Raw genomic sequence first — 25,424 nt, 5'->3', positions numbered from 1 at the left:
GCTCACACCGCGACCGCAGCCTTGATATGCGGGTGCGGATCGTAGCCTTCCAGCACGAAGTCCTCGTAACGGAACGCGAAGATGTCCTTGACGTCAGGATTGATCTTCATGACCGGCAGCGGCCGCGTCGGTCGCGTCAGTTGCAGCCGGGCCTGTTCGAGATGGTTGGAATACAGATGCGCATCGCCGAGCGAGTGCACGAAATCGCCCGCCTTCAATCCCGTCACTTGCGCCACCATCATCGTCAGCAACGCGTAGGACGCGATGTTGAAGGGCACGCCGAGGAACACGTCGGCCGAGCGCTGATAGAGCTGGCACGACAGCTTGCCATTGGCGACATAGAACTGGAACAGGCAGTGACAGGGCGGCAGCGCCATCTTGTCGACGTCGGCCGGATTCCACGCGCTCACGATCAGGCGGCGCGAATCCGGGTTGCGCTTGATCATGTCGATCAGATTGGAAATCTGGTCGATGCGGCGGCCATCGGGCGCCGGCCAGGATCGCCATTGCGAGCCATAGACCGGGCCGAGATCGCCATTGGCGTCGGCCCATTCGTCCCAGATCGAAACGCCATTATCCCTGAGATATTTGATGTTGGTGTCGCCGGCCAGAAACCACAGCAATTCGTGCACGATCGCCTTCAGCGGCAGCCGCTTGGTAGTCAGCATCGGAAACCCGGCGCTCAAGTTGAAGCGCATCTGGTGACCGAAGATCGACAGCGTACCGGTGCCGGTACGGTCGTGCTTCTCCGCGCCGTCGCTGAGGATCCGTTCGAGCAGGTCGTGGTACTGATTCATGGCGTTGGTCTGTGCCTTTCGAGGAAGGCGAATTTAGCGGCCGGAGCCGGCAATCGACAGCATCGATTCGGCCAGCCCGTGATTATACCCCGAAAAATGATGATCATCGCCTAAACGACAAGGGGCGGAACCTGCGTTCCGCCCCTCACCTATCTACCTGATCGGATTGATTAACCCGCCGGCTTGAGGACCGGCGTCCACTTCGCGATCTCGCTCTTCACCAGTGCGGCCAGCGCTTCCGGCGTGCGGTCCGCGGGGCCCGGGATCACGCTGCCGAGTTCGAGCAGGCGCTTTTTGACGTTGTCGTCGTTGAGCGCCTTGACGATCGCCTCGTTCAGCTTGGCGACGATCGGGGCCGGCGTTCCCTTGGGCGCGAAAATCGCATTCCACGCCTGGGCCTGGAAGGCCGGCAGGCCGGCCTCCGCGGTGGTCGGAACATCGGGCAGCGACGGATTGCGCTCGGCAGTTGCAATCGCATAGGCCTTGATGGTGCCGCCGTTGATCTGCGGCACGGCGTTGACGATCTGGTCGCACATGTAGTCGACCTGTCCGGCCACCAGCGCGTTCATCGCAGGACCGGTGCCGTTGAAGGGCACGCCAACCGGCTTGACCCCCAGCACCGAGTTCAGCAGTTCGCACGACACGTTCGAAACCGACCCGACGCCGGCATGCGCCGCGTTGACCTTGGTTTCGTTCGCCTTGACGTAAGCGATGAATTCCTTGAGGTCCTTGGGCGCGAAATCCTTGCGCGCCAGGATCAGGATCGGCGTGCCGGCGAGCAGCCCGACCGGCTCAAAATCCTTCTCGGGATGATAGGCGAGTTTGGGATAGAGCGGCACCGACGCCGCATGCGTGCCCATGTGCCCGGTGATCAGCGTATAGCCGTCATTGGCGGCCTTCGACGCGCGGGTCGTGGCGGTGGTGCCGCCGGCGCCGACCACGTTCTCGATGATGATGGCCTGGCCGAGCGTCTGCGCGATATGGCCGGTGACGATGCGCGCGATCACGTCGGTCGGACCGCCCGCCGCAAACGGCACGATCATGGTGATGCTGCGCGTCGGATAGTTTTGCGCCTGGGCCGGCGCGGCAAGCGCGACCAGCCCGGCAAGGATGGCCAGGCAACCACCCGCCACAGAGCGACGACCATACAGTTTCATCTAATTCTCCCAGCTAAAGCCATTGAAGCAAATGCCGGCCCGACCGGCCGGCATTTCCATGTCACGAAATAACGAGCGAAGTCGAGTCGACTTCGGGCTGTGGCGAGCCGACGCAGGTCAGTTCCAGGTCAGTTCTCGGACTCCACGAACACCTGATCGCGTTTCTTGCGGAGCGATGGCAGCACCGCCAGCACCAGCAGGCCTGCCGCGATGGCCATCAACACCGCCGACAACGGACGCGTCAGGAATACTGACCAGTCACCGCGCGAGATCAGAAGCGCCCGGCGCAGGTTCTCCTCCATCAGCGGTCCGAGCACCATTCCGAGCAGCAGCGGCGCCGGCTCGAAATCATGCTTGATCAGCCAGTATCCGACCAGCCCGAACACGCCGGCGAGCACCACGTCCGTCGGCGCATTGTTCACCGAATAGATGCCGATCGCGCAGAACACCACGATCGAGGGGAACATCAGCCGATAGGGCACGCGCAACAGCCGCACCCAGATTCCGACCAGCGGCAGGTTGATGATCAGCAGCATCAAATTGCCGACCCACATCGAAGCGATCATGCCCCAGACGAGGTCGGGCTGCTTCTGCATCACCTGCGGTCCCGGCACGATGCCGTGAATGGTCATCGCGCCGACCATCAACGCCATGACGGCGTTCGGCGGGATGCCGAGCGTCAATAGCGGGATGAACGACGTCTGGGCCGCCGCGTTGTTCGCGCTTTCAGGCGCCGCGACACCTTCGATCACGCCGTGACCGAATTTCTGCGGATGCTTCGATACCTTCTTTTCCAGGGTATAGGCGGCGAAGGATGCGATGACCGCGCCGCCGCCCGGCAGAATGCCGAGGATCGATCCCAGCACCGTGCCACGCAGGATCGCCGGCGTGGAATCCAGCAGGTCTTTCTTGGTCGGCATCAGGCCGGTGACCTTCTGCTGCACCAGCTGGCGGTCTTGTTCACCGCCGGAATCGAGATTGCGGATGATCTCGGCGAAGCCGAACAAGCCCATTGCGACGGTGGCAAAGCCGAGGCCGTCCGCGAGTTCGGGGATGTTGAAAGCCATCCGCGATGCGCCGGTCTCGATGTCGGACCCGACCATCGACAGCAGCAGGCCGAACACGATCATCGCGATCGCCTTCAGCACCGAGCCCTTGGCGAGCACCACCGCGAAGATCAGGCCGAGCACCATCAGCGAGAAATATTCGGCCGGCCCGAACGCCAGCGCGAGTTTTGTGAGTGGCGCACCCAACACGGCGATCAGGACGGTCGCGACGCAGCCGGCAAAGAACGAGCCGATTGCCGCGATCGCCAGTGCCGGACCTGCGCGTCCCTTCTTGGCCATCTGAAAACCGTCGAGCGCGGTCACCACGGAGCCCGCCTCGCCTGGAATGTTGACCAGGATCGAGGTGGTCGAACCGCCATATTGCGCACCGTAGTAGATGCCGGCGAGCATGATCAGCGCGCCGACCGGCGGCAGGCCGAAGGTGATCGGCAGCAGCATGGCGACCGTGGCGATGGTGCCGATGCCCGGCAGCACGCCGACCAGCGTTCCGACCAGTGCACCAATCAGGCACAGCAGAATGTTGACGGGAATGGGAATGGACACGCCGCCGAGAAAAGCGGGGGTCCACTGCACCAGCTGGAATACGACGCCGAAGCCGAGGCCAAGGTTTGAAAAAACGTCACCCATCACACCCTCACCGGATCATAAATTTGGGCAGCATCTGCAAGGGCAGACCCAGCGCGTAGGGAAACAACAGGCTGCAGAACGCCGTCAGGCACACGGCGACGATGATGGTTTCCGTCCATTTCGTTTCCGGCGTGCCCAATGCCGCGATCAGGAAGCTCGAGAACGCCGTGACGATCAGGCCCATCGGGCGGATCATGAGCGCAAAGGACAGGATCGCCAGCGATACGAACAGCGGGCCGCGCCAGTGGTATTTCGCCAGGTGCGTGCCCTCGGTGAGGAGGCCGACGACCATCACCGCAACGCCGAGGCCAAGCAACAGATAGGCGAACATCCGCGGCGCGGTTCCGGCCCCGAACGAGAACCCACGCATGCCCTGCAAATCGCTCGACGCCCACAGGGCGAACAGCGCGATCGCGATCAGCGCGACACCGCCGACGAAGTCCTGCGGGCCGCGAACCCATTTCGGCATGATCGATTTGACCGGCCCGTGGCTCGGCGTATCACTCATCGATATCTCTCCCCCCGACAGGGCTTCCCGCCCGTTCTGATTGGATGGCGTTTCTGATTGGATGGCGTTTGTGCACAGTCCCAAGGTCTTGCCTAGCGATTTTCCTCAGATAACGCCAGCAAAACCCAAAGCACCTCCGGCCAGCAATATCCAGACCGGATTGAGCCGCGTCGCAAAGGCCAGAACCGCGGCGGCCGCCGTAATCAGGCCGGCCACCCAGCCAAGGTCCGAACTCAGCGCCAAAATCAGGCCACTGGCGCCCATCAGGCCGATCGAAAGCGGAACAAGGGCCGCCTGGATAATGGCGGGCCAGCGGGATTGGCTCGACCGCTGCAAAATGCGGCTTACATAATAGGCAAGGACGGCAGTCGGGCCGCACATCGCCAGGGTCGCCGCCAGCGCACCGGCCACCCCGGCGACGGAATAGCCGATCAGGGTCACGATCAGCACGTTCGGCCCCGGCGAGAGCTGGGAGATGGCGAAGATGTCGGCGAATTGCTTGTCATTCATCCAGTGGTGAACGTCGACCGCGATCCGGTGCATCTCGGGTATGGCCGAATTCGCGCCACCAACCGCAAATAGCGACATCAAACCGAAAGTCCAAACGAGCGTTGAAATCGGATTGCCGTCCGAATTCATGCGGCCACCCGCTGGCGCAGAAAATAGGTGATGCCGAGGCTGAGCGGGACCGCCACCAGCAGCACCGTCTGCAGCGGCAGCCGCAGCAGGCCGATGGCAATGAAAACCGCGAGCAGGATCACGAGCCCGACCAGGTCGCGCTTTTTGATCAGCGGCATCATCATCTTGAAGACGACCGCCATCAGAAGCCCGACCGCTGCGCAGGAGACGCCGGCCAGGATCCGCCGCAGCGCGTCGATTTCGCCGTAGCGCGCATACAGCGCCGCGAGGATCGTGGCGATCACCATGGGCGGGCCGACCAGCCCGGCAAAGGCCGCGATGCCACCGGCAACGCCACGAAAGCGCGAGCCGAACACGACCGACAGGTTGACGATATTGGGCCCTGGCAGAAAATGGCACAGCGCAAAGGTCTCGTTGAATTCTTCCGCCGTCATCCAGCGGTGCTGGTCGACGATGCCGCGCCGGGCCCAGACCAGCACCCCGCCGAAGCCGGCCAGCGACATTTTGGCGAACGCCACGAACAGCTCGAGCAGGCCGGGCTGGTTTGGCGGGTGCGATGCAGGAAGATCCGGCGCCGGAACGGCGGCCGGCGGGGATTCCGAAGCCGGGGATTTCATGGCCCAAAACCTAGAACGGCGGCACCGCCAGGGCCAATCCCAATTCGGCCGGTTCCCGCGCTTTCCACGCCTATCCCGGCACTATTTTTCTCTCTCTTTGCCCCCTATATTAGGGGTGCCGGTTCGCCGGCTATGGAAATAAATTGCCGTCGCAATAAACCATTCGGACCCGGGGGCAGTACCCGGCGCCTCCACCCAAGCCCACCCCTTGAAGGCGGGTTTCGGCGGGGGCGAAACAGGATCGACGAGGGCGTAAAGGGCGTGTTTTTTCTCGGTATGGTTCCGCCGTTATCGGGCTATGCAATAGTTGCAAACGACAACTATGCTCCGGTTGCTCAGGCTGCGTAACGCAGTTTGAAAGACCAAGTCTAAAGTCCTAGTGGGTTAAGCTCCGCTAGGCGGGGTTCGGAGGCACCTGGCAACAGAAGCCTCCACTTTATTTGCTCCCGCTTTTCCTGCGAGATTTCTTCTAAGTTTTCTTGCCGGTTTTCTTGCCGGTTTTCTTGCCGGTTTCTTGCGATTTGCCGCTCGGCGGAACGCTGCTGCCGGAAATTCGATCCATGACGCCTGCTGACCTGCGGCCCACGCCGGAGTAGCATGGGTCAAAATGGCGAGTCGGGCGACCGGCAGTGCCACCCATCTCAACCTGACAGGACCACCATGGCGACCGACCACATCCGTTATGACGTGCTGGCGCGCGACGCGCTGCGCGGGGTGCTGCGCCGCGTGCTGACCGACGCCGCCGAACACGGCCTGCCCGGCGAGCATCATTTCTTCATCACCTTCCTGTCCACCGCCGACGGCGTCAAACTGTCGCCGCGGCTGCTGGCGCAATATCCGGAAGAGATGACCATCATCCTGCAGCACCAGTTCTGGGATCTGGTGGTGAGCGAGGATCGCTTCGAGGTCGGCCTGTCGTTCGGCGGCATCCCCGAGCGGCTGGTCGTTCCGTTCGCGGCGATCAAGAGCTTCCTCGATCCCTCGGTGAAGTTCGGGCTGCAATTCGAGCCATCCGACGAGGCTGCCGAAACGCCCACCGCCAACCTGCCCGCCGTTCCCGCGGCCCCCAGCCTGTCCGTTCCTGCACCGGCCACAGCGGCCGAAAGCAAGGACGAGAGCACGGATGAACCGGCCAAGCCGAGCGAGGGCGCGGAAGTGGTGCGGCTGGATCGTTTCCGCAAGAAATAACTGGAGACAATCTACGCGCGGGAAAATCCGCGGCGCGCTAGAATGACCGTTCCGCATCCAAGCGTAACGGAATTCATTGATGGCCCGACCAGCGACACCCAAGCGATCCAAATCCACCCGCAGCGAAACCGACAGTTTTGGGCCCATCGACGTCCCCGCCGATCGCTATTGGGGCGCGCAGACCGAGCGCTCGCGGCAGAATTTCCGCATCGGCCATGACCGCATGCCGACCGCGCTCGTCCATGCGCTCGGCATCGTCAAGCTCGCCGCCGCGCAGACCAACCGCGACCTCGGCCTGCTCGACGCGCGCCGCACCACCGCCATCACCCGCGCCGCGCGCGAAGTGATCGAGGGCAAGCTCGACGATCATTTTCCGCTGGTGGTCTGGCAAACCGGTTCGGGCACCCAGTCCAACATGAATCTCAACGAGGTGATCGGCAACCGCGCCAACCAGATGCTCGGCGGCGAACTCGGCGCCAAGAAGCCGGTTCATCCCAACGATCACGTTAATATGAGCCAGTCGTCGAATGATTCATTCCCGACTGCGATGCATATCGCCGCCGCCGGACGCATCATTGACGATCTGATCCCGGCCCTGAGCGAACTGCATCGCGAACTGCGCAAGAAGGAAAAGGCGTTCGCCAGGATCGTCAAGATCGGCCGCACCCATACCCAGGATGCGACGCCGCTGACGCTGGGTCAGGAATTTTCCGGCTACGCCGCACAGGTGGAAAGTGGCATCGCACGGCTACGCGTGGCGGTGAAGGATCTGTTCCCGCTGGCGCAAGGTGGCACCGCTGTGGGCACCGGCCTCAACTCGAAACCGAAATTCGCGAGGACCTTCGCAAGGCACGTCGCCAAGATTACAAAACTGCCGTTCACGAGTGCCGCCAACAAGTTCGAGGCGCTGGCTTCCAACGACGCCTATGTGCTGGTGCATGGCGCGATCAACTCGGTGGCGACCGGCCTGTTCAAGATCGCCAACGATATTCGCCTCTTGGGATCGGGCCCGCGCTCCGGCCTCGGCGAATTGATCCTGCCCGAAAACGAACCGGGGTCGTCGATCATGCCGGGCAAGGTCAACCCGACCCAATGCGAAGCGCTGACGATGGTTTGCTGCCAGGTGTTCGGCAACCAGACCGCCGTGACCGTCGCCGGCAGCCAGGGCCATTTCGAGCTGAACGTGTACAAGCCCGTGCTGGCATATTGTATGTTGAATTCCATCCAACTGTTGTCGGACGTGGTTCGCTCCTTCACCGAGCACTGCGTGGTGGGAATACGCGCCGACGAAAAGCGCATCCGCGATCTGATGGAGCGTTCACTGATGCTGGTGACGGCGCTCGCGCCCAAGATCGGTTACGACAACGCCGCCAAGGTCGCCAAATCGGCGCATGCGCGCGGAACCACGTTGAAAGAAGAGGCTGTGCGGCTTGGGTTCGTAACGGCGGCCGAGTTCGATCGCCTGGTTCAGCCTGACAAGATGACACACCCGGGCTAATGGTCTCGCGCCCCCCCGGTAAACTACGGACATGCATGACTTGATATAGATCATAACTTCAAAGAATGAGTTTGCTCATCTATCGCCATCTCGCGGACACATGGTACGAGCACAAGATATTTAGTTTTCGCAGAGCGAAGCTTATTTATTGATGCTATCAGAGAGCGCTACACGGGGATTCTGATGACTATCGATTTTGCACGCGCGCGGCGTGATCACGTTTGCATACGTAATGGATTTTCACACCTTCAAGTCGCCGGATGATGGAGGCGAGCATGGGGGACGTGGTCAACCTGAAGCGCTTCAAGAAGCGCAACGAGCGCGAAGCCTCGGCCAAGCAGGCCGACGCCAACCGGGCACGGTTCGGCCGTACCAAAGCCGAACGCGCGCTCGACGAGCAGGCAAAGGATCGCGCCGGGAATTTGCTGGATCAACATCGCATCGACGGCGGAGATGCATCATGAAGTCGCCGGTCGTCAAACGCTCGATCGTGGTCGCCGGCCACAAGACCAGCGTCAGCCTCGAAGAGGCGTTCTGGAACGGCATGAAGGAAATCTCGGGCCTGCGGAACATGACGCTGTCCGAACTGGTCGGCGAGATCGACAGCAACCGCCAGCAGGGCAATTTGTCCTCGGCGATACGTCTGTTCGTGCTGGACTATTTCCGCACCCGCGCGATGCCGGCGGCCGCAGTTGCTCCTGAGGCCAGACCGCAGAGCTAGAACGCATTTCGTCGGGCTCAAACTAGCCGCAGGCGCTTCTCGCAAGCGAATACGCCCGCGGCGATCATCTCGCACACCTCAGTAGACGAGGCTCGAACCGGGCGGCTTCTCAAGCGCGGCCGCGAGCGAACGATACTCCGTGCAATCCGTGCCGCAGATCGCAGCAATCCGGCTCAAATGATATTGCGCAGAATCACGGTTGCCCTGCTCGATCTGCCAGAGGCCGTAGTACTGCCAGGTCAGCACGTGGTTCGGATCCGCCTTGAGCGCGCGCTCGTACCAGGCTTGCGACAGTTTGTAGTCGCCGAGCTTGCGATAGGAGTAGCCGATCAGATTGGCCACGTTGGGATGATCGTCGTGGCCGAGCGCCTTCAGCTGCTCGATGGCGCCGGCGTATTCGTAGCGGTCATAGATCGTCGCATAGGCTGCGCGATAGCCCTGGATAAACGCGGGGTCGCCGAGGCTGGTTTCCTTGGCTTTCTTCTTGGCCTTCTGGGTGCTGCTTCTGGCGGGCCGCGGCGCCGACCTGGTTTCCGGCGGTGGGGTCGTCGCCATCGGTGAATCGGCGCCGCCGCCACCTCCGGCGGCAAAGGCTGGAACCGGCGGTGATGCAACGGCCAGCGCCGTCAACGACATTGCCAGTGTTACTAACCTGATCACGGATTTGATCACGCGCGCCTCCTGCTCTCGAGGGTAGGAATTCCTCCAGCCGTATCCTTCAACCCCGCTTTGCACCGTCCATTCCCCAGGCTTCGTCGGGGCCTCCTCACAAATCGGAGAGACCGGCGAGGACACCCTTGCCTTGGGGCCGGCAAGTTTCTAGGAAATGCCGATCCAGCCATACGGACCCATGGAGAGAGCAATGGACATCGCAATGCACACCGCGCCGCGATCCCTGTCCATTTCGGAAGCTCTTCATGCCCGCCTTTCTCATTCTGGATTCGATTTCTCTCAATACACCTGACGGCCGGCCACTGTTCGACGGACTGACGCTGGCGCTTGGGCGCGAGCGGACGGCGCTCGTCGGCCGCAACGGCTCCGGCAAATCCACACTGCTGCGCCTGATCGCGGGCGAGAGCGAACCTGCCGGCGGATCCGTGCAACGCATCGGCTCGATCGGTATGCTCGCGCAGCTGGCGGATGACCGGCAGACGGTCGCGCAAGCGCTCGGTGTTGCCGGCGCCCTCGCCCGCCTGCGCCGTCTCGAACGCGGCGAGGGTTCGCTCCACGATGCCGCGGATGCCGACTGGACGCTGGAAGCGAGATTGCAGACCGCGCTGGTCGAAACCGGCCTGCCCGCGATGCCGCTCGATCGCGGGGTCGCCTCGCTGAGCGGCGGTGAACGAACGCGCGTCGCGCTGGCGCGCCTCTTGATCGAGGCGCCGGACCTGCTGTTGCTCGATGAGCCCACCAACAATCTCGACGCCGATGGACGGCAGGCGGTGGCGCAACTGCTCGAACGGTGGCAGGGCGGCGCGCTCGTCGCCAGCCATGACCGCGCGCTGCTGGAGCGCGTCGACCGCATCGTCGAACTGACGCCGGTCGGCATTACCGTGTTTGGCGGCGCGTGGTCCAGCTTCGCCGAGGCGCGCGATGCCGCCCGGGCACGCGCGGGAGCCGAGCTGGAGCGCGCGTCGGGCGCGCTACGCGACACCGAACGCTCGATCCAGAAGGCACGCGAGAAGAAGGCACGCCGCGACAGCGTCGGCCGCGCCTACGCACGCTCGGGCAGCCAGGCGAGGATATTGTTGGGTGCCCAAAAGCAGATCGCGGAAGCGAGCAGCGCCCGCGAGGGTCGTCTTGCCGATCGCCTGCTCGGCGACCGCACCGACGCGCTTGAAGCGGCCCGCGCTAAAGTGGAAGTCCTGACGCCGCTCGCGATCGACCTGCCCGAAACCAACCTGCCCGGCGGGCGTGAGCTCATCGCCTTCAGGGACGTGATGATGTCCTTTGAAGGCCGCGCTTTGTTCGGCCCGCTGTCATTCGAGGCGCGCGGGCCCGAGCGGATCGCGATCCGCGGCGCCAACGGCTCCGGCAAGACCACGCTGTTGCGCCTGATCACAGGCGAACTGACCGCGGTGAGCGGCGACATAACCCGCCTGACCGATCGCATCGCCGCGCTCGACCAGCATGTTGGGCTGCTCGATCCGGCTTCATCGATCCTTGACAATCTGCGCCGCCTCAATCCGGAGCTGACCGCGAATGAAGCGCACGCCGCCCTCGCCCGCTTTGCCTTCCGCAACCGCGCGGCGCTGCAGATCGCCGGCACGCTGTCCGGCGGCGAGCGGCTGCGCGCGGGAATGGCCTGCGTGTTCGCAAGACCTCAACCGCCCTTCATGCTGCTGCTGGATGAGCCGACCAATCACCTCGATCTCGCCTCGATCGAGGAACTGGAAGATGCGTTGAAGGGTTTCGACGGCGCGCTGATCGTGATCAGCCACGACCAGGCGTTCCTGCAGTCGATCGGAATCCAACGCGAGATCGTGCTCTAGTTATTCTGCAGCGCCGGCCGCTGCGGCGGTGGATTGGCGACCTGCGGCGTCAGCGACAGCGGCGGCTTCGGCCTCGGCTTGGCTACCGGCGCCGCACCGGGCGCCGGCCTGACTTCGATCGGCGGCGGCAGCGGTGCAACCTGTTGCTGGGTCGTGACCGGTGCGGGCGCGGGCGCAGGTGCCGTCGCAATCGGCGCCGGCGGGCGCGGCGGTGTGGCGGCCTTTGGCTTCGCTGCCGGCGGCCGGCGCGGATCGCGGCCGGGCACCGGCACTGGCGACAGCGCCTCGCTCGGCGACGCCGCTTCCGGCGCTAACGGCACCGCCGCATCCGGCGGCAACGATATCGGCGCCGGCATCGGCGGCGGCGGTTCACCACGCTCGATCGCATCCAGCCTTCGTGTTTCGTGGTCGATCGTCCGCACCGCCAGCCAGGACGACAACGCCGTCACGTCGACGCTGCGGTTGAGCGCATCGGGCGTGCCCACGGCAAACAATTGAATTTCGGGGCGGCCGGTCGCGGGTCCCACCATCGTCAGCGCCAGCGCGGCGCGGATGTCGGCCTGGTCGGCCGGAATGTCATAGCCGCCGGAGACGGTGGCGCGCACACCATTGGCGTCGAGCGTAGTGGCGCCGACGCGCAGCCGGCCATCCCTTATGTTGAACGGGATTTGCGCCGAGCCGACCGCCAATGCGCCGGCCAGCAGCGCCGGTTCGACGATTTGCTTCAGCCGCGCATCGTCCTTGGCCTGGCCGCCATCGCTGGCGCGAACCGCCACCTCAAAGGCGCGCGGATCGAGCCCGGCAATCCTTGCGGCTTCCAGCGTCACGGTTCCGCTGCCGGACAGTGCGCCGGTCAGCGCCGCCGCGCTGCGGCCCTGGCTTGCCAACGCCATCTGCAGCGACGCGCGGCCCGCGGGCATCGCGAGATTGCGATAGCGCAGCGCCGTGCCATCGACGCTAACGAGCTGCACGCTCGCGTTCAGCGCAATGCCATTTGGGCCCTGCCTGGCGTCGATCGTGGCCGTGGCCTCGCCGCCGCCGATCTTCCCCTTGATGGAATCGAAGGTCAGCGACTGGCCGTCGCCCTTCACAATCCCGCTCACCGGCTGCAATTCGCTGCCGCCCGGCAGCAAGCCACGCAATGCCTGGAACGCGATCTTGCCGCGCCAGCCCTTGACCAGCCCCGCGGTCAGCGGCTCCGCCGCATCGTGTCCGGCAGCCCCCATTGCCAACGAAAAGGCCGGCGCCAGCGCGATTTGGTCGAGGCCGATTTCACCTTCGATATTTTTTTCATCGCCGAGGGTAATCGCGACGTGTCCGCGCAGCCGTGAACCGGCAATGCTGCTGTCGAGGTCGTCGAACGTAAGCTTGTTGCCTGCGAGCGACACGCGCGAGGACAGCCCGATATTCTGTGCCAGCGTGTCCGTCGGCTTGAGGTCGAGCAGCGGCCCGAAATCGGCGCTGCGAACTTTCAGGGAGAAACTGCCCTTCGCCTCCTGCGCCCATGGCTCCGCCGTACCGTCGGCATCGGCGTCCAGACCCTTCCCGGAAATCTTCGCCTTGAGCCGCAGCGATCCACCCCAAGTCCCCGTCGCCGAGCCTTCGAATTGCGCCGGGCCGTCGGCGGCGGTCATCGCGCGATCCAGCCCCAGCAGCGCCAGCAAGGCACGGCCCTGCCCCGACGACATCTTCGACTCGATGCCGACCTCGCTGCGCCCGAGCGCCTGCAGATCGATGCCCTGGATCGCCGTCACTGCCGGCTTTGCGGTGATCGTGGTGATACCCTTGAGCTGCGGCGACTCGATGTCGAGCACCGCGCGCGCGTTGGCAAGATCGGCCTGCCCGGCGCTCTTGTTGAGTTCGAGCGCAAATTTGACGCGCGCTGGTCCGGGACTCGCTCCCATCGCGTTGAGCCGCGCGGCCAGCGACGGCGCAAACGGTGCCACCAGCGCGGTGATCTGGCCAAACGACGACGCCGTCGAATGAAGTTCCAGCTTCCCAATCGAAGCGAAGCGATCGAAACGGCCGATGCCTTCCAACGCGACCTTGTCAGGCTGGCCAATATTCAACTGGTCGAGCGAGAACGCTTTCGGTCCATAACCAAACCTGGCCACCAGCGGCCGCAACTCCTGGCCGGCGGAAATGGCGCGGCCGATATCCAGTGACAGCCGCCCTTCGTCCGGCCATTCGGCCTGCGGACCGGCTAGCGAGCGCGCCAAGGCCGTGGCCGCATCGAGGTCGAGGCGCTCGGCCTTCAACTCTGCCGTGATCTTCGAGCCGCTGCCTGGCTGCCGGTGTGACACCGCGATGCGGCCTTCAACGGCGCCGCCATCGATCTCGGCCTTCATCGCATCGATGGCAAATCCATCCGGCGCGATGGTGACGTCGCCGCGCAGCCGCAACGGCTTCTGGCTGCGAAAGCCGATGTCGCCGCGGCCCTGCAGCCAGGTCATCAACGCGTCGGGATCCGACGATTCGACGTTGAGCGCGGCCTTGAACTGATCCGGCGACGCGCCTTTTGCGATCGCCTCGCTCAGCGAGACCCGCGTCGTGCCCGGCGCGCGAAACTCCAGCTTGCGTACGCTCCAGGATTTCGCATCGCCATGCAGTTCGGCCGCGATGTCCTGCAACGGACGGCCGCCCAGCATCACCTGCTCGGAGGCCAATCCGATCTGCGCCGCGATCGGGACCTGCGGAAGGCCCGACATCAGCGCGCGCACCGCCGGCAGCACGCTGACCGGCTCGGTGGCGCCGACGCCCTTGCTGTCCTTGGCGAAGAATCGGTCGGCATCAAGCTGGCGCGCGACGAGCGAAGCCCGCAGCAGCGGCGAGCCGCCGAAGCGCATGTCGCCATTGCCCGCGAGTTTCAGCGCGCCCTCGTCCGCGCCATACGTCACTTCGAGCGCATCAAGCCGCGCGGTTGAGTAATCGGCCTTGACGCGGGAGCTGACACGCCAGGATGGCGGAGACGTATCGAAGTCGCCGGCCTTGGGTCGGGGCGGACTCGCCAATACCATCGTGCCGTCGAAACGCGGCGCCCGCGTCTCGAAAGACAATATGCCGTCGAGATCGGCCGAGAGCGTGTTCGGGCCGGGATCGATGTTCAGATGGACACGGGTGCCGTTGCCGTCGGCGGTCTGGCCGGAAGAAACCCGAAACGGATAGCGCGTGCCCGACAGCACGAAATTGCCGTCGCCCCGGATCGAGCCCGCCAGCGAACGCACGTCGCCGGAAAAGGCGATGTCGTTCAGTTCGAGAGTGCTGCGGCTGGCGGCGTCGTGCAGCGCGATCCGGCCGGTGAGATTGAGCCGATCGATCGCCAGCGAGCCCGGATTGAGCGTTCCGGTCGACGCCGGCCAGTCGATCCGGCCCTTTGGATCGAGCCCGAGATCGAGCGACATGCCGTTGATGGAAAGCTCGGTGGCGCGGACTTCGCCGCGCATCAGCGAACCCAGGCTGAATTCGACGTCGAGCTTGTCGGCGCGCACCTTGCCAAGGTCGTTGGCGCCGCCGACCGTCACCGCGCGCAGTTGCAACGACGGCGCCGGCAGCAGCCGCGCGTCGAGCTTGCCGCCGACGCGCACCGGCGCGCCGATGATCCGGCTCGCCTCGGCCTCAAATTGCGGCCGGAATTGATTCCAGTCGATGAAATACGGCCCGACAAGCGCGGCCACCAGCGCAATAATAAAGGCGATTGCCAGGCCGAGCAGCGTCGTCTGCACGGTGTCTCCCCATGAACCGCTCCGGCACAGACCGCGCCACGCGAACTCAGGGCCGGAGCAGCCCAATATATAGAGTGAAGTATGGCGAAGTCACAGCGCCATCAGCGCCATAGCCCCTCCGGTTCCGATTTATTCAGAACCTGAGGGCTCGTCGATGTCGTGCGATATGGTTACCAGCTCGCCGGCAGATGCTTCAGGCCGCGGAGCACGAAGGTCGGCCGCCATTCCGGGTTCACCGCGTCATCCAGCCGCAGGTCGGGAATCCGGCGCAGCAGGGTGGAAAGCGCGATCTCGGCCTCGATGCGCGCCAACTGGGCGCCGAGACAGAAGTGGATGCCGCCGCCAAAGGACAGCGGCCTCACATTGGGCCTTGTAATATCGAGACGCTCGGGGTGATCAGGATAGACCGCCGGATCATGATTGGCCGACCCCAGCAGGCAAAGCACGGTCTCGCCTTTTGGAATCCGCTTGCCGCCGAGGTCGTCGATGTCTTCCAGCGCCACCCGGCCGGTCAGCTGCACGGAGGAATCATAGCGCAGGAACTCTTCGACCGCATTGGTCATGAGCTCGGGCCTGGCCTTGAGCAGCGCCAATTGGTCCGGATTGCGATGCAACGCCAGCAGGCCGTTGCCGATCAGGTTGACGGTCGTCTCATGGCCGGCGCCGAACAGCAGGATGATGTTGGCCGTCAGTTCCTCATTGGAGAGCTTGTGACCGTCTTCCTCGGCCTGCACCAGCTGAGTGGTTAGGTCGTTGCCGGGATTCTTTCGCCGCAACTCGAACAATTGCTGGAAATACATCTCGGAAATCATTGTGCCTTCGTTGGCTTGCTTGATCTCCTCCGGCGACAACGGCACGGGATCGAGAATGCGGCCACCCGCGCGCGCCCTGGTGTAGAACGCCTCGCGATGCTCTTCGGGGATGCCGAGCATGTCGCAGATGACGGTCACCGGGAGACGGAAGGCGAAATCCTCGATCAGATCCATCTTCCCTTGCGGGATGATCCGGTCGAGCGTCTCGTCGACGATTTGCTGGATGCGCGGACGCATGTCCTCGACCCGGCGCGCGGTGAAAGCCTGCACCACCAGCCCGCGCAGGCGGGTGTGGTCGGGCGGATCCTGCTGCAGCATCATCAGGCCCAGGCTGCGAAAGGCCGGCTCCTCCATGATGTTGGGCCCATAGCGCCGGATGGTGCGTTCGACATGCTGCTTGCCAAAGCGCTTGTCGCGGATCACCAGACTGGCCTCGGCGTGCCGGCTGGCGACATAGAGGCCGAGGGGCGTCAGGTGCACGGGATCGGTGGCGCGCATCCGCGCGTAATGCGGATAGGGATTGCGGATGAATTCCGGTGACAACGGATTGAAAAGCGGTTCGCTCGTCGCAGCCTGAACGTGCTCGTTCATGATGACCTCGATTGGTTTCCACGCCGCAGTTTTTATTAGTCTATCAGCGCATCGCGTCCGCTGATGCCGGATCTTGCCATCCGGGCCTCTGCAACTCGATACACTGTTGTATTGAGTTGCATTCTCACCTAAAATGGACCGATGTCAAGAGTTCGAACCAGACCGACAAGGGATGATACCCGGGACAAGCTGTTCGAGGCGGCGGCGCGCGTGTTCGAGGAACAGGGCATCGGCGGCGCCAGTATCGAGACCATCGCAGCGGCCGGCGGCTTCACCCGAGGCGCGTTCTATTCAAATTTCACGAGCAAGGATGAGTTGATCATCGCCATGCTCGAGAATCATGTCGAGCAATCGATCCGGCTGATTCACGACCTGCTCGCCGATCACAAGGATCCGGCGGACTTCATCGAAGCGCTGAAGACAGTGGACCGCAGCCGACAGGATGCGCTGGGCCGGTCGCCGCTTCTGCACATGGAGATGATCCTGTTTGTGGCGCGCGCCGAAAAGCGCCGGCCCGAACTCGCCAAGCGGCTGCGCGCGCGGCGCAAGCTGATCGTCGATATCATCGAGGTCGTGTCGAAGAACAGCGGGATGAGCGAGCGCTTAAGTCCGATGTGGAACGGTGCGATCCTGCTCGCGCTGGAGGACGGCTTTCGTCTCCACCGCCTGATCGATCCGGAGACGACGCCGGCCGACAGTTTTCTGCGCACCGTCAGCGATCTGCAGAAATGGGAATCCTGCCGCCCCGAGCCTAAATCCTGATCCTGCCCGCTACGGCACCGTGTGCAGTTGGCCCGCGACCGCGCGAATCTTGCGCGGTGATGCCTGCCAGATCGCGATCGCCGACAGCACACTGACCGCAATGCCGATCGCAAAGGCCAGCGTGTAGCTGCCGTAAAGGTCGTACAGAAATCCGGTCGCCCATGGACCGGCGGCACCACCGGCCAGAGCGGCCAGCATGATCGTGCCGAAGATGCTGCCGTACTGCTTGCCCTGGAAGATTTCGAGCACGATCGCTCCCATCACCGAGGTCAGGCCGTAGCCGAGCACGCCTTGCGTCACGATCATCAAATAGACCAGCGGCAGGCTAGGTGCATACTTCAAGCCGATCAGCGCGGCAAAGCAGATCGCGAAGCCGAGGCAACTGATTGCCCAGATCCATTCGCGCCCGATGCGATCTGAGAGATGTCCGAGCCAGACCTGGCCGGGAATGCCGAGCAGGCTAACCACGCCCAGCGCCCACACCGCGACATTGGCGGAGAAGCCGATATCAAGCAGGAATTTGGTCTGGTGCACCTGCACCGCGTACCAGATGTACAACCCGCCGAAATAACCCAGGCAGATCCACCAGAACCGAGCGGTGCCCAGCGCGCGGCCTAAGGTCCAGTCGGTGGCGGCCCAGACGGGATCGACGACGTTGGAAATCTGTTTCGCCGATGTCTCCGTCGGCGCTGCGTCGCCATCCGGCAGCAGCCCGATATCCTCGGGGCGCTTTCGCAACAGCAGATTGATCGGCGCCAGCACGACGAAGACGATAATGCCCATCGCGGTGCAGGCGGTGCGCCAGCCGGTCTGCTCGATCATGTGCTGCACCCACGGCAGCAGCGTCACCGAGCCGATGCCAACGCCGGCGAACGCCAGCCCGATCGCGAGGCCGCGGCGGCGGATGAACCAGTTCGGCAGGAACAGCGATTGGCCGGAATAGCCGAGGCAGACGCTCCCCGCCCCGACCAGCACGCCGATCGTGAGGTAAAGATGCCAGGGCTGCGAGGTCAACGGCGCGAGCAACAGGCCCGAGCCCATCAGGGCGACGCCGAGTTCCATCACCCCGCGCGGGCCATAGCGGTCCATCAGGCGGCCGATCAGCGGGCTCACGCCGGCCGACACCACGAATCCGAAAGAGAACGCACCCGCGGTGACGCCGCGCTCCCAGCCGAACTCGGAGACGATCGGCGGAAAGAACAGCGAGAACGCGGTCCGCGCATTGACGCCGATCGCCATGGTGACAAACGTCACCGCGACAATCATCCAGCCGTAAAAGAAGGGAAGACGCATCAGCCTGCGTATCGTTTCATTCGCAACTGTTCAAGCGCCGAGGCGTCTGGTCAGCCATGAATGGTGCAGAGCATCAAGGACGTCGCGTCCAGCTGATGGCATTGACGGCGCCGACCGGAATCTCGCCGGCGATGATCCTCTCGACCTGCCGCACCGTTTCCAGCGACTGGCTTTCGATCGCCGGCGGCGTCAGCCCGCCGATATGCGGTGTTGCGATCACATCAGGCCGTTGTGCCAGTTCCGGCGTCGGCATCTGGTCCAGCGCGCGGCCGACATCCATCGCGGCGCCCGCAATCCGCCTCTCGCGCAGGGCAGCGGTCAGCGCCGCCTCGTCGACGAGATTGCCGCGCGACAGATTGATGAAGAACGCATGCGGCTGCATCCGCGCCAGCGCCGCCTGCCCGATCAAATTCTCCGTCGCCTCATTGGCGACCGCGAGACAAACGACAAAGTCCGAACGCGCGAGCAGATCGTCGAGCGGCAGATGCCGGATGTCAGGCTCGCTCACGCTCGCAAAGGGATCGGCGACCAGAACTTCCATGCCCAGCACTTTGGCAATCCCGGCAAGGTAGCGGCCGATGCTGCCATATCCGATGATGCCGATGCGGCTGCCGGCTAGTTGCCGGCCCATGATCACTTTGGGCTTCCGCCCGGCATGATAGTCGGCGCTGGCACGCGAGACGCCGCGCGACAGGTCGACCATAAATCCCACAGCGAGTTCGGCCACCGACTGGACGAAACCGGGTCCGGCCTGGGTGACCAGCACGCCCGCGCGCGAAGCCTGCTCGACGTCGATGTTGCGGATGTCGACGGCGCAGCGAACGAAGGCGCGCAGCTTTGGCAGCCGCGCAAATATCTCGCCGGGTCCGGCGGTGAGCCGGTCGGCTACGATAATTTCGACGTCACGCGCGGCGTTGATCAGGCCGAACGCATCCAGCGCATCGTCGCCCGCGTGCCGTTGCACCTGTGCGATGGCCTGCAATCCGCTCAGGCTGCGCTCGCCGTAATACTGCGCTCGCGCTTGCGGCGTATGGGTGAGCAGGACTTTCAAATCAACATCTCCGCCTGTTGGCGCCTACTTGGATTTGGCGACGGTCGTGCCGTCCCAATCCTGGTCGCTCGGATTCTCGAGTTGCTCCCTGCAGCGCGCGATCATCACCGATGCCGCCGCATCATCCTTGATCTTCTTCACCTGTTCGAACGCCGCGATCGCGGCCGTGAATTCGCGCGCCCGCCAGGATGCGAGGCCGGCTTCATAGGCCTTCACCCAGTCGATCGCACCGCCGGCCTCGTCCGCCATCGCAAGCAATTCGTAGATTTGCAAGCCCCCGGCGCGGCCGTAGACCGCGAGGCGATCGAGTTCGCGCACCACGATGCGGTCGCCGGCAAGACGCCTCGTTTCGGGGCCGATGATGATGGTGGAGCCGTAGACCTTGTTGGTGCTCTCGAGCCGGCTCGCAATGTTCACGGCGTCGCCGATCACGGTGTAGTTCAGCCGCACTTCGGACCCGATATTGCCGACCAGCATGTCGCCGGAATTGATACCGATGCGGATCTTGACCGGCTGGCCATGGTCGTCGACCAGACCGATCTCTGCCATCGCGCGCTGGCAGGCCAAAGCTGCGCGGCAGCAATCGACGGCATGGTCAGAATTAGGCGCCGGCGCACCCCAGAACGCCATCACGGCGTCGCCGATGAATTTGTCGATGGTGCCGCCCTGCGCCTGGATCTGCACCGAGACGGAATCGAAATAACGCGACAGCAGCGGGATGATGCGGTCGCCGAGCCGCTCCGAGATGCCGGTGAAGCCGGCGAGATCGATGAACATCACGCTCATCGGCCGCACCGCGCCGCCGAGGCGCGCGCCATTGCCGTCGCTGATCAGCCGCTTCACCAGGTCAGCCGGAATGTATTTGCGGAACGCCGCCAGCCCCTGCGCCATATCGCCGATGGCGCCGGAGAGGTTCTCGATCTCGGTCAGCCGGGACGGATGGCGCTCGACCTTGTCCAGATCGAAGCGCTCGACATGCCTGATCTCGCCCACCACCTTGATCAGCGGCCCGGCGATCAGGCGCTGCGCAAGCCATGCCGACAGCAGCCCGGCAAACACGATCAACACAGCAAGCCCGATCAGCAGGTTCCGGATCGTCATCTGCACGGGGCCCAGAAATTCCGACTCCGGCACCACTGTCACCAGCGACCAGCCCGGAAACGAGATCGGCGTCAGCACTGCCTGATAGACCTTGCCGTCCCGCGTCACCTGGCGCTTCAGCGGCTCGCCTTCGCCGGGATTGTAGGCGCTGCCGGCATTCTTCATCGCATCCACCGCGACCGCAAACAGTGGGTGATCGGTCTTCAGCGGCGTCACTTCGCTGGCGTCGGGATCAGGCGCCGCGACCACGCCGCCCTCGCGATCGAGGATGAAAGCGCCGGCGGATTTGCCGACCGTCAGCTGCGACAGGAAGTTCGAGACCCGCGTCAGTTCGATGATGATGGCGATGACGCCGGCGGGTTTTTGATCGATCTGGATCGGCGCCGAGAACGCGGCCGCCAGGCGTTCGCCGTTGGGATGCTTCGTCAGCGTCGACCAGTTTTCGTCGTTGGAGGCGACCACTTCGCGGAACCATTCCTGGTCGGTGAAGGAATAATTGGTGTCCTCGACGCGGCTGGACTTGAGCAGCGTGTCGCCACCTCCGAACTCATAACGGTTGATCTTTGCCTTTCGATCGCCCGCGATCTCGATCATTTCGATGACGCCATTGCCAAGCTTGTGCCCGGCAAAGAACGTCCCGTCCGGCCATCCGAACGCCACCCAGGAAATGGTCGGTTGCGACCGCAACTGCGAGCGGATCACCACCTCGCGCATCTCGGCGTCGCGCGCCTCGAACACTTTTCCGAGCAACAAGGTGCGCACCGCTGACATGGACGACCGCGCTTCCGAGGTGATCGATTGCAGTTCGTCGCCGACTGCCGACACGATCTGGTCGTTGATGGTGTCGGCAAGGGTCTGGCTGACCTGATGGGCGGTCCGCCACCACAACAAATGCACGCCGACGGCGCTGACGACGATCGACGTCAGCACGAGGGCCGAGATGGCGTTGCGAATGCCGATGCGCATTGCGGGTCCTGGTTCGCGGGGTCGGTTACCGCAATACGGAACGATACTAACGTCTGTTTCACCGGCGAAGCTATCCCGGCGCCTTTGATATGCCTTGGACACGGCTCTGTGACCAGAGTTGAGCCGGAAGCCGACGAAACTTACCGATTGCCTGTTCCGTATAAGCCAAGACGGCGCTATGCCTTGCGGCAGTTCTCGAAGGTCATGCAATGCACGATGTTTCCATCCCGGCGGCCCTGATTGCCGGTCTTGTCAGCTTCCTGTCGCCCTGCGTGCTGCCGCTGGTGCCTCCGTATCTGATCTACCTGACCGGCGCGACCATCGAGCAGGTCAACAATGACGGGGCGACGAAGGCCTCGAAACGCGCGGTGATGACTGCTGCGCTGATGTTCGTGCTCGGCTTTACCACCGTGTTCGTGGCGCTCGGCGCCAGCGCTTCCATCATCGGCGGCCTGATCCGGGCCTGGTCGGCGGAACTGTCGATCCTCGCCGGCATCGTCATCATCATTATGGGCCTGCATTTCCTGGGGCTGACCCGCATTGGGCTGTTGATGCGCGAGGGACGGATGACCGCGCCGAAGCCGGTCGGGCTGTGGGGCGCCTATGTCATGGGGCTTGCGTTTGCGTTCGGCTGGACCCCCTGCATCGGGCCGATACTCGCGGCGATCCTGTCGATCGCGGCCGCCGAAGCCACGGTGACCAAGGGTGCGGGCCTGCTCGCGGTCTATTCCCTCGGACTCGGCATCCCGTTCCTGCTGGCGGCCTTCATGATCGAACAATTTTCCGAGCTGTTCGCGCGGATGAAGCGGCATCTCACCACCGTCGAGCGCGCCATGGGCGTGTTGATGGTCATTACCGGCATCGGTTTCCTGACCGGTGCCGTCACCAGCGTCAGCATCTGGCTGCTGGAAACCTTCCCCGCACTGCAAAATTTCGGCTAGCGCCCCGTAACAAGCGGGCTATCCGTTGCGAAACTCCTGCCATGACCAGATTGCCGCCCTGCGCGGCCGCAGCGTTTTGCGCGCGCACTTGATTTGAGAGGCCGCCGGTGCGGCCTCGCGTCACGATAATAATTGGAGGGGGCCCGCATGAATTTCATCGTCAATCTTCTGATCCTGTTGCCGGCGCAGATCGCCTCATATTTCTCCTGGGCCGGCCCGCTCATCATGCGGCTGGTCGTCGGCTACACCTTCATGCTGGCCGGCTGGGGCAAGCTCACCAATTTGCCGCAGGTCACCGAGAATTTCATCGGCTGGGGCATCCCGTTTCCGAAAATCCTCACCCCTTTCGTATCAAGCGTCGAGTGCTTTGGCGGCGCCATGCTGATCCTCGGCCTGTTCACCCGGATCCCCGCCGCGATGCTGGCGGTGGTCATGCTGGTCGCGATCAAGTCGGCCAAATGGGGCGACGTCGATTCGCTGCAAACGCTGCTCGGCTTCGAGGAAATGACCTACTTCGCCGCCTTCACATGGCTCGCGATCGCAGGCCCTGGTGCCGCCTCCCTCGACCGGCTGCTGATCAATGCGGCCGGGCACACCGACGCATCGACGTGAGAGCCTGACTCAAACAAACCCATGACGTAGCGCGTTATGTCTACCCCCGTCATGGCCGGGCTTGTCCCGGCCATCCACGTCTTCCTTGCTGCCTGACTGCAAAGACGTGGATGCCCGGCACAAGGCCGGGCATGACGAAAACCCCTTCCCCCACGGTCTCACAATGCCGTGACATCGCGGATAAGTCTGAGCCCGGATTTTGGCACGTGCGTAGCTATCGAGACACCAGCGCTTCCGGGAGCCGCCATGAAACTTGTTCGCATCGCCGCCTTCGCCATTGCCGTGCTCGCGGCGGGCTCGGCCCACGCATCCGATGGCGTCAAATGGAGCGAATGGAGCGACGACCTTTTCACCCGCGCCGCCGCCGAAAAGCGTTTTGTCATTCTCGACCTCGAGGCGGTGTGGTGCCACTGGTGCCACGTCATGGAAAAGACCACCTATGCCGATCCGCAGGTCAAGGATCTGCTGGCGTCGAACTATCTGCCGGTACGTGTCGACCAGGACGCCAATCCGGACCTGTCGAGCCGCTATGGCGATTGGGGCTGGCCGGCGACGATCGTGTTCGGACCCGATGGAACCGAGATCGCCAAGCTCCGGGGCTATATCGAGCCGGAACGGATGCAGGCGCTGCTCAAGGCCATCATCGACGATCCCTCGCCCGGGCCTTCGGTCGGCGAGGCCTTTGAAGTCAAACCTTCAGCCTCGGCCTTCCTCAGCAAGCAGCAGCGCGCGGACCTGACGAAAAATTACGACGAGTCCTACGACGAAAAGCTCGGCGGCTGGGGCGAGAACCAGAAATTCATCGACGCCGACAGCCTGGATCTTGCGATCACCCGCGCCGAGACCGGCGATGCCATTGCGATCAAGCGCGCGCGGCAGACGCTGGACGCCGCAATCGCACTGATCGATCCGGTGTGGGGCGGCGTGTATCAATATTCCGAAGCCGGCTCCTGGAGCAAACAGCATTTCGAAAAGATCATGTCGTTCCAGGCGCAGTATTTGCGGCAGTACAGCCAGGCCTATGCGCTGTGGAAGGACCCGAAATATCTCAAGGCGGCCCGCGATATCGAGCGCTATCTCGCGACCTTTCTCTCAGGTCCCGAGGGCGCGTTCTATGTCAGCCAGGATGCCGATCTCGATCACGACACCGACGGCCACAAATATTATGCGCTAGGCGATGCCGGGCGCCGCAAACTCGGCCTGCCCCGTATCGACAAGAATCTGTATGCGCGGGAGAACGGCTGGGCGATCTCGGGTCTCGCCGCCTGGTACAACGTCACCAACGACGCAAAAGCGCTGGCGATGGCCGAGCGCGCGGCGAAATGGGTCAACGCCAACCGCGCGCTGCCGGGCGGTGGATTCCGCCATGGCGAGAGGGATCGCGGCGGCCCCTTCCTCGGCGACACGCTGGCGATGGGCCAGGCCTTCCTCGATCTCTACGCCGCCACCGGCAACCGCGAGTGGCTCACATCAGCGGCCAAGGCCGGCGATTTCGTCGCGACATTTCGCGACGCGGCCGGTGGCTTCGTGACGTCGAGGACAGCGGAAGGCAAAACCGGCGTATTGGCAAAACCGGCAAAACTGCTTGACGACCAGGTGCAGGTCGCGCGCTTCATGAACCTGCTCAACCGCTATTACGGCGACGAAACCTATCGCGAGCACGCCTCACACGCCATGCGCTATGCGAGCAGCGCCTCGGCCGAGATGATGCGCCCGCTGCCCGGCGTGCTGCTCGCCGACGAAGAACTCGCGATCGAGCCGACCCATATGACGATCGTCGGCCACAAGGACGCGCCCCGCGCGCAATCCCTGCATACCCTCGCGCGGGCGCTGCCGGCCCGCTACAAGCGCCTGGAGTGGCTCGACCTGCGCGAGGGCAAGCTGCCCAACCCCGACGTCGAGTATCCCGATCTCGGCGAGCCCGCGGCGTTCGCCTGCAGCAACCGGATCTGCTCGTTCCCCTCGTTCAATGCCGAGGAACTGCAGGCCACGGTGAAACAGATGGCAAAGCTGAAACCTGCGCGGGCGTCGTTGAACTAGGGCGCGATGAAGCCAAGTTGAATCGGTCAAGCGGCATACTCGCTGCACGTCTCCCGCTTGCGGGGGAGGTCGGATCACATCGCAGATGTGATCCGGGTGGGGGCTCTATCCACTCGACGACTCGCGGAGAGAGCCCCCACCTCAACCCTCCCCCGCAAGCGCAGGGGAATCGCATATGGATTTGGCTCTGCTATTGCATTGAAGGGTAAGACGGATTCTGAA

At 63.8% G+C, this 25,424-nt stretch carries 21 protein-coding genes and 1 other RNA gene; 10 read left to right on the top strand and 12 right to left on the bottom strand.

The annotated features are described in order from the left end of the window. Nucleotides 1–2: 2 nt before the first annotated feature. The 6 genes from JQ641_RS32245 to JQ641_RS32220 form a co-directional block, all read right to left on the bottom strand. Entirely contained in the window at nucleotides 3–797 is a 795-nt protein-coding gene (locus JQ641_RS32245) for a thymidylate synthase (protein WP_192737993.1), read from the bottom strand. Between the two features lie 170 nt (nucleotides 798–967). Then, nucleotides 968–1,954 carry a tripartite tricarboxylate transporter substrate binding protein BugD gene (locus JQ641_RS32240; RefSeq protein WP_502755016.1) on the bottom strand — a complete coding sequence of 329 codons (987 nt, stop codon included), beginning with the start codon at nucleotides 1,952–1,954 and terminating at the stop codon, nucleotides 968–970. Between the two features lie 128 nt (nucleotides 1,955–2,082). Beyond that, complete coding sequence (locus JQ641_RS32235) at nucleotides 2,083–3,648, bottom strand: tripartite tricarboxylate transporter permease (protein ID WP_212000164.1); 1,566 nt, start codon at nucleotides 3,646–3,648, stop codon at nucleotides 2,083–2,085. 7 nt (nucleotides 3,649–3,655) lie between these two features. Continuing rightward, nucleotides 3,656–4,156 carry a tripartite tricarboxylate transporter TctB family protein gene (locus JQ641_RS32230; protein ID WP_212000163.1) on the bottom strand — a complete coding sequence of 167 codons (501 nt, stop codon included), beginning with the start codon at nucleotides 4,154–4,156 and terminating at the stop codon, nucleotides 3,656–3,658. Between the two features lie 105 nt (nucleotides 4,157–4,261). Next, nucleotides 4,262–4,795 (bottom strand): chromate transporter, encoded by a 534-nt coding sequence (locus JQ641_RS32225; RefSeq protein WP_212000161.1) that lies wholly within the window; start codon nucleotides 4,793–4,795, stop codon nucleotides 4,262–4,264. Beyond that, nucleotides 4,792–5,412, bottom strand: coding sequence for a chromate transporter (locus JQ641_RS32220; RefSeq protein WP_212000159.1), 621 nt, complete (start codon nucleotides 5,410–5,412; stop codon nucleotides 4,792–4,794). Before JQ641_RS32220 ends, JQ641_RS32225 begins: the two co-directional genes overlap by 4 nt. A 78-nt stretch (nucleotides 5,413–5,490) precedes the next feature. Between JQ641_RS32220 and ssrA the strand changes: the two genes are divergently transcribed. The 5 genes from ssrA to JQ641_RS32195 all read left to right on the top strand — a co-directional run bounded on the left by ssrA (nucleotide 5,491) and on the right by JQ641_RS32195 (nucleotide 8,819). Continuing rightward, nucleotides 5,491–5,848: a transfer-messenger RNA gene (ssrA, locus tag JQ641_RS32215) on the top strand. 224 nt (nucleotides 5,849–6,072) lie between these two features. Further along, nucleotides 6,073–6,600, top strand: a complete 528-nt coding sequence (locus JQ641_RS32210; protein ID WP_212000157.1) for an SspB family protein — start codon at nucleotides 6,073–6,075, stop codon at nucleotides 6,598–6,600. Nucleotides 6,601–6,679: 79 nt separating this feature from the next. Continuing rightward, nucleotides 6,680–8,098, top strand: coding sequence for a class II fumarate hydratase (fumC, locus tag JQ641_RS32205; protein ID WP_212000155.1), 1,419 nt, complete (start codon nucleotides 6,680–6,682; stop codon nucleotides 8,096–8,098). 275 nt (nucleotides 8,099–8,373) lie between these two features. Beyond that, nucleotides 8,374–8,562 carry a DUF4169 family protein gene (locus JQ641_RS32200; protein ID WP_212000153.1) on the top strand — a complete coding sequence of 63 codons (189 nt, stop codon included), beginning with the start codon at nucleotides 8,374–8,376 and terminating at the stop codon, nucleotides 8,560–8,562. Then, nucleotides 8,559–8,819, top strand: a complete 261-nt coding sequence (locus JQ641_RS32195) for a ribbon-helix-helix domain-containing protein (protein WP_192738002.1) — start codon at nucleotides 8,559–8,561, stop codon at nucleotides 8,817–8,819. Before JQ641_RS32200 ends, JQ641_RS32195 begins: the two co-directional genes overlap by 4 nt. 78 nt (nucleotides 8,820–8,897) lie before the next feature. Here JQ641_RS32195 and JQ641_RS32190 read toward each other — a convergent pair whose 3' ends face one another. Continuing rightward, on the bottom strand, nucleotides 8,898–9,491 hold the full coding sequence (locus JQ641_RS32190) for a tetratricopeptide repeat protein (protein WP_349628656.1): 594 nt from the start codon (nucleotides 9,489–9,491) through the stop codon (nucleotides 8,898–8,900). A 245-nt stretch (nucleotides 9,492–9,736) separates the two neighbouring features. Between JQ641_RS32190 and JQ641_RS32185 the strand changes: the two genes are divergently transcribed. Then, the gene (locus JQ641_RS32185) at nucleotides 9,737–11,311 is read left to right on the top strand and encodes an ABC-F family ATP-binding cassette domain-containing protein (protein ID WP_212000151.1); all 1,575 of its coding nucleotides are present in this window, start codon (nucleotides 9,737–9,739) and stop codon (nucleotides 11,309–11,311) included. On the opposite strand, the gene JQ641_RS32180 is transcribed toward JQ641_RS32185, so the two are convergent. Next, nucleotides 11,308–15,033: an AsmA family protein gene (locus JQ641_RS32180; RefSeq protein ID WP_212000145.1), complete on the bottom strand. Its 3,726-nt coding sequence runs from the start codon at nucleotides 15,031–15,033 to the stop codon at nucleotides 11,308–11,310. The two genes, JQ641_RS32185 and JQ641_RS32180, sit on opposite strands and share 4 nt — an antisense overlap. 170 nt (nucleotides 15,034–15,203) lie before the next feature. Continuing rightward, nucleotides 15,204–16,436: a cytochrome P450 gene (locus JQ641_RS32175; RefSeq protein ID WP_212000143.1), complete on the bottom strand. Its 1,233-nt coding sequence runs from the start codon at nucleotides 16,434–16,436 to the stop codon at nucleotides 15,204–15,206. 141 nt (nucleotides 16,437–16,577) lie between these two features. Between JQ641_RS32175 and JQ641_RS32170 the strand changes: the two genes are divergently transcribed. Next, complete coding sequence (locus JQ641_RS32170) at nucleotides 16,578–17,198, top strand: TetR/AcrR family transcriptional regulator (RefSeq protein ID WP_212000141.1); 621 nt, start codon at nucleotides 16,578–16,580, stop codon at nucleotides 17,196–17,198. Between the two features lie 9 nt (nucleotides 17,199–17,207). On the opposite strand, the gene JQ641_RS32165 is transcribed toward JQ641_RS32170, so the two are convergent. The 3 genes from JQ641_RS32165 to JQ641_RS32155 all read right to left on the bottom strand — a co-directional run bounded on the left by JQ641_RS32165 (nucleotide 17,208) and on the right by JQ641_RS32155 (nucleotide 21,609). After that, nucleotides 17,208–18,491, bottom strand: coding sequence for an MFS transporter (locus JQ641_RS32165; RefSeq protein ID WP_212000137.1), 1,284 nt, complete (start codon nucleotides 18,489–18,491; stop codon nucleotides 17,208–17,210). A gap of 73 nt (nucleotides 18,492–18,564) precedes the next feature. Then, the gene (locus JQ641_RS32160; protein ID WP_212000135.1) at nucleotides 18,565–19,542 is read right to left on the bottom strand and encodes an NAD(P)-dependent oxidoreductase; all 978 of its coding nucleotides are present in this window, start codon (nucleotides 19,540–19,542) and stop codon (nucleotides 18,565–18,567) included. A 24-nt stretch (nucleotides 19,543–19,566) separates the two neighbouring features. Then, nucleotides 19,567–21,609: an adenylate/guanylate cyclase domain-containing protein gene (locus JQ641_RS32155; RefSeq protein ID WP_212000130.1), complete on the bottom strand. Its 2,043-nt coding sequence runs from the start codon at nucleotides 21,607–21,609 to the stop codon at nucleotides 19,567–19,569. 209 nt (nucleotides 21,610–21,818) lie between these two features. Here JQ641_RS32155 and JQ641_RS32150 point away from each other — a divergent pair, with 209 nt between their 5' ends. From JQ641_RS32150 to JQ641_RS32140, 3 genes are all read left to right on the top strand, one after another. Next, nucleotides 21,819–22,550: a cytochrome c biogenesis CcdA family protein gene (locus JQ641_RS32150; protein ID WP_212000128.1), complete on the top strand. Its 732-nt coding sequence runs from the start codon at nucleotides 21,819–21,821 to the stop codon at nucleotides 22,548–22,550. A 147-nt stretch (nucleotides 22,551–22,697) separates the two neighbouring features. Then, nucleotides 22,698–23,162, top strand: coding sequence for a DoxX family protein (locus JQ641_RS32145; protein ID WP_212000127.1), 465 nt, complete (start codon nucleotides 22,698–22,700; stop codon nucleotides 23,160–23,162). Between the two features lie 246 nt (nucleotides 23,163–23,408). Beyond that, entirely contained in the window at nucleotides 23,409–25,202 is a 1,794-nt protein-coding gene (locus JQ641_RS32140) for a thioredoxin domain-containing protein (protein WP_212000126.1), read from the top strand. The last annotated feature ends 222 nt before the right edge of the window (nucleotides 25,203–25,424 follow it).

The sequence above is a fragment of the Bradyrhizobium sp. JYMT SZCCT0180 genome, assembly GCF_018130165.1.
Taxonomy (GTDB): Bacteria; Pseudomonadota; Alphaproteobacteria; order Rhizobiales; family Xanthobacteraceae; genus Bradyrhizobium.
This window is presented reverse-complemented; position numbering and strand designations above follow the sequence as displayed.

What these genes read in the sequence shown, in the direction of transcription:
- JQ641_RS32245 (WP_192737993.1), bottom strand. Translation starts at nt 797, where the DNA reads ATGAATCAGTACCACGACCTGCTCGAACGGATCCTCAGCGACGGCGCG.
- JQ641_RS32240 (WP_502755016.1), bottom strand. Translation starts at nt 1,954, where the DNA reads ATGAAACTGTATGGTCGTCGCTCTGTGGCGGGTGGTTGCCTGGCCATC.
- JQ641_RS32235 (WP_212000164.1), bottom strand. Translation starts at nt 3,648, where the DNA reads ATGGGTGACGTTTTTTCAAACCTTGGCCTCGGCTTCGGCGTCGTATTC.
- JQ641_RS32230 (WP_212000163.1), bottom strand. Translation starts at nt 4,156, where the DNA reads ATGAGTGATACGCCGAGCCACGGGCCGGTCAAATCGATCATGCCGAAA.
- JQ641_RS32225 (WP_212000161.1), bottom strand. Translation starts at nt 4,795, where the DNA reads ATGAATTCGGACGGCAATCCGATTTCAACGCTCGTTTGGACTTTCGGT.
- JQ641_RS32220 (WP_212000159.1), bottom strand. Translation starts at nt 5,412, where the DNA reads ATGAAATCCCCGGCTTCGGAATCCCCGCCGGCCGCCGTTCCGGCGCCG.
- JQ641_RS32210 (WP_212000157.1), top strand. Translation starts at nt 6,073, where the DNA reads ATGGCGACCGACCACATCCGTTATGACGTGCTGGCGCGCGACGCGCTG.
- fumC (WP_212000155.1), top strand. Translation starts at nt 6,680, where the DNA reads ATGGCCCGACCAGCGACACCCAAGCGATCCAAATCCACCCGCAGCGAA.
- JQ641_RS32200 (WP_212000153.1), top strand. Translation starts at nt 8,374, where the DNA reads ATGGGGGACGTGGTCAACCTGAAGCGCTTCAAGAAGCGCAACGAGCGC.
- JQ641_RS32195 (WP_192738002.1), top strand. Translation starts at nt 8,559, where the DNA reads ATGAAGTCGCCGGTCGTCAAACGCTCGATCGTGGTCGCCGGCCACAAG.
- JQ641_RS32185 (WP_212000151.1), top strand. Translation starts at nt 9,737, where the DNA reads ATGCCCGCCTTTCTCATTCTGGATTCGATTTCTCTCAATACACCTGAC.
- JQ641_RS32175 (WP_212000143.1), bottom strand. Translation starts at nt 16,436, where the DNA reads ATGAACGAGCACGTTCAGGCTGCGACGAGCGAACCGCTTTTCAATCCG.
- JQ641_RS32170 (WP_212000141.1), top strand. Translation starts at nt 16,578, where the DNA reads ATGTCAAGAGTTCGAACCAGACCGACAAGGGATGATACCCGGGACAAG.
- JQ641_RS32165 (WP_212000137.1), bottom strand. Translation starts at nt 18,491, where the DNA reads ATGCGTCTTCCCTTCTTTTACGGCTGGATGATTGTCGCGGTGACGTTT.
- JQ641_RS32155 (WP_212000130.1), bottom strand. Translation starts at nt 21,609, where the DNA reads ATGCGCATCGGCATTCGCAACGCCATCTCGGCCCTCGTGCTGACGTCG.
- JQ641_RS32150 (WP_212000128.1), top strand. Translation starts at nt 21,819, where the DNA reads ATGCACGATGTTTCCATCCCGGCGGCCCTGATTGCCGGTCTTGTCAGC.
- JQ641_RS32145 (WP_212000127.1), top strand. Translation starts at nt 22,698, where the DNA reads ATGAATTTCATCGTCAATCTTCTGATCCTGTTGCCGGCGCAGATCGCC.
- JQ641_RS32140 (WP_212000126.1), top strand. Translation starts at nt 23,409, where the DNA reads ATGAAACTTGTTCGCATCGCCGCCTTCGCCATTGCCGTGCTCGCGGCG.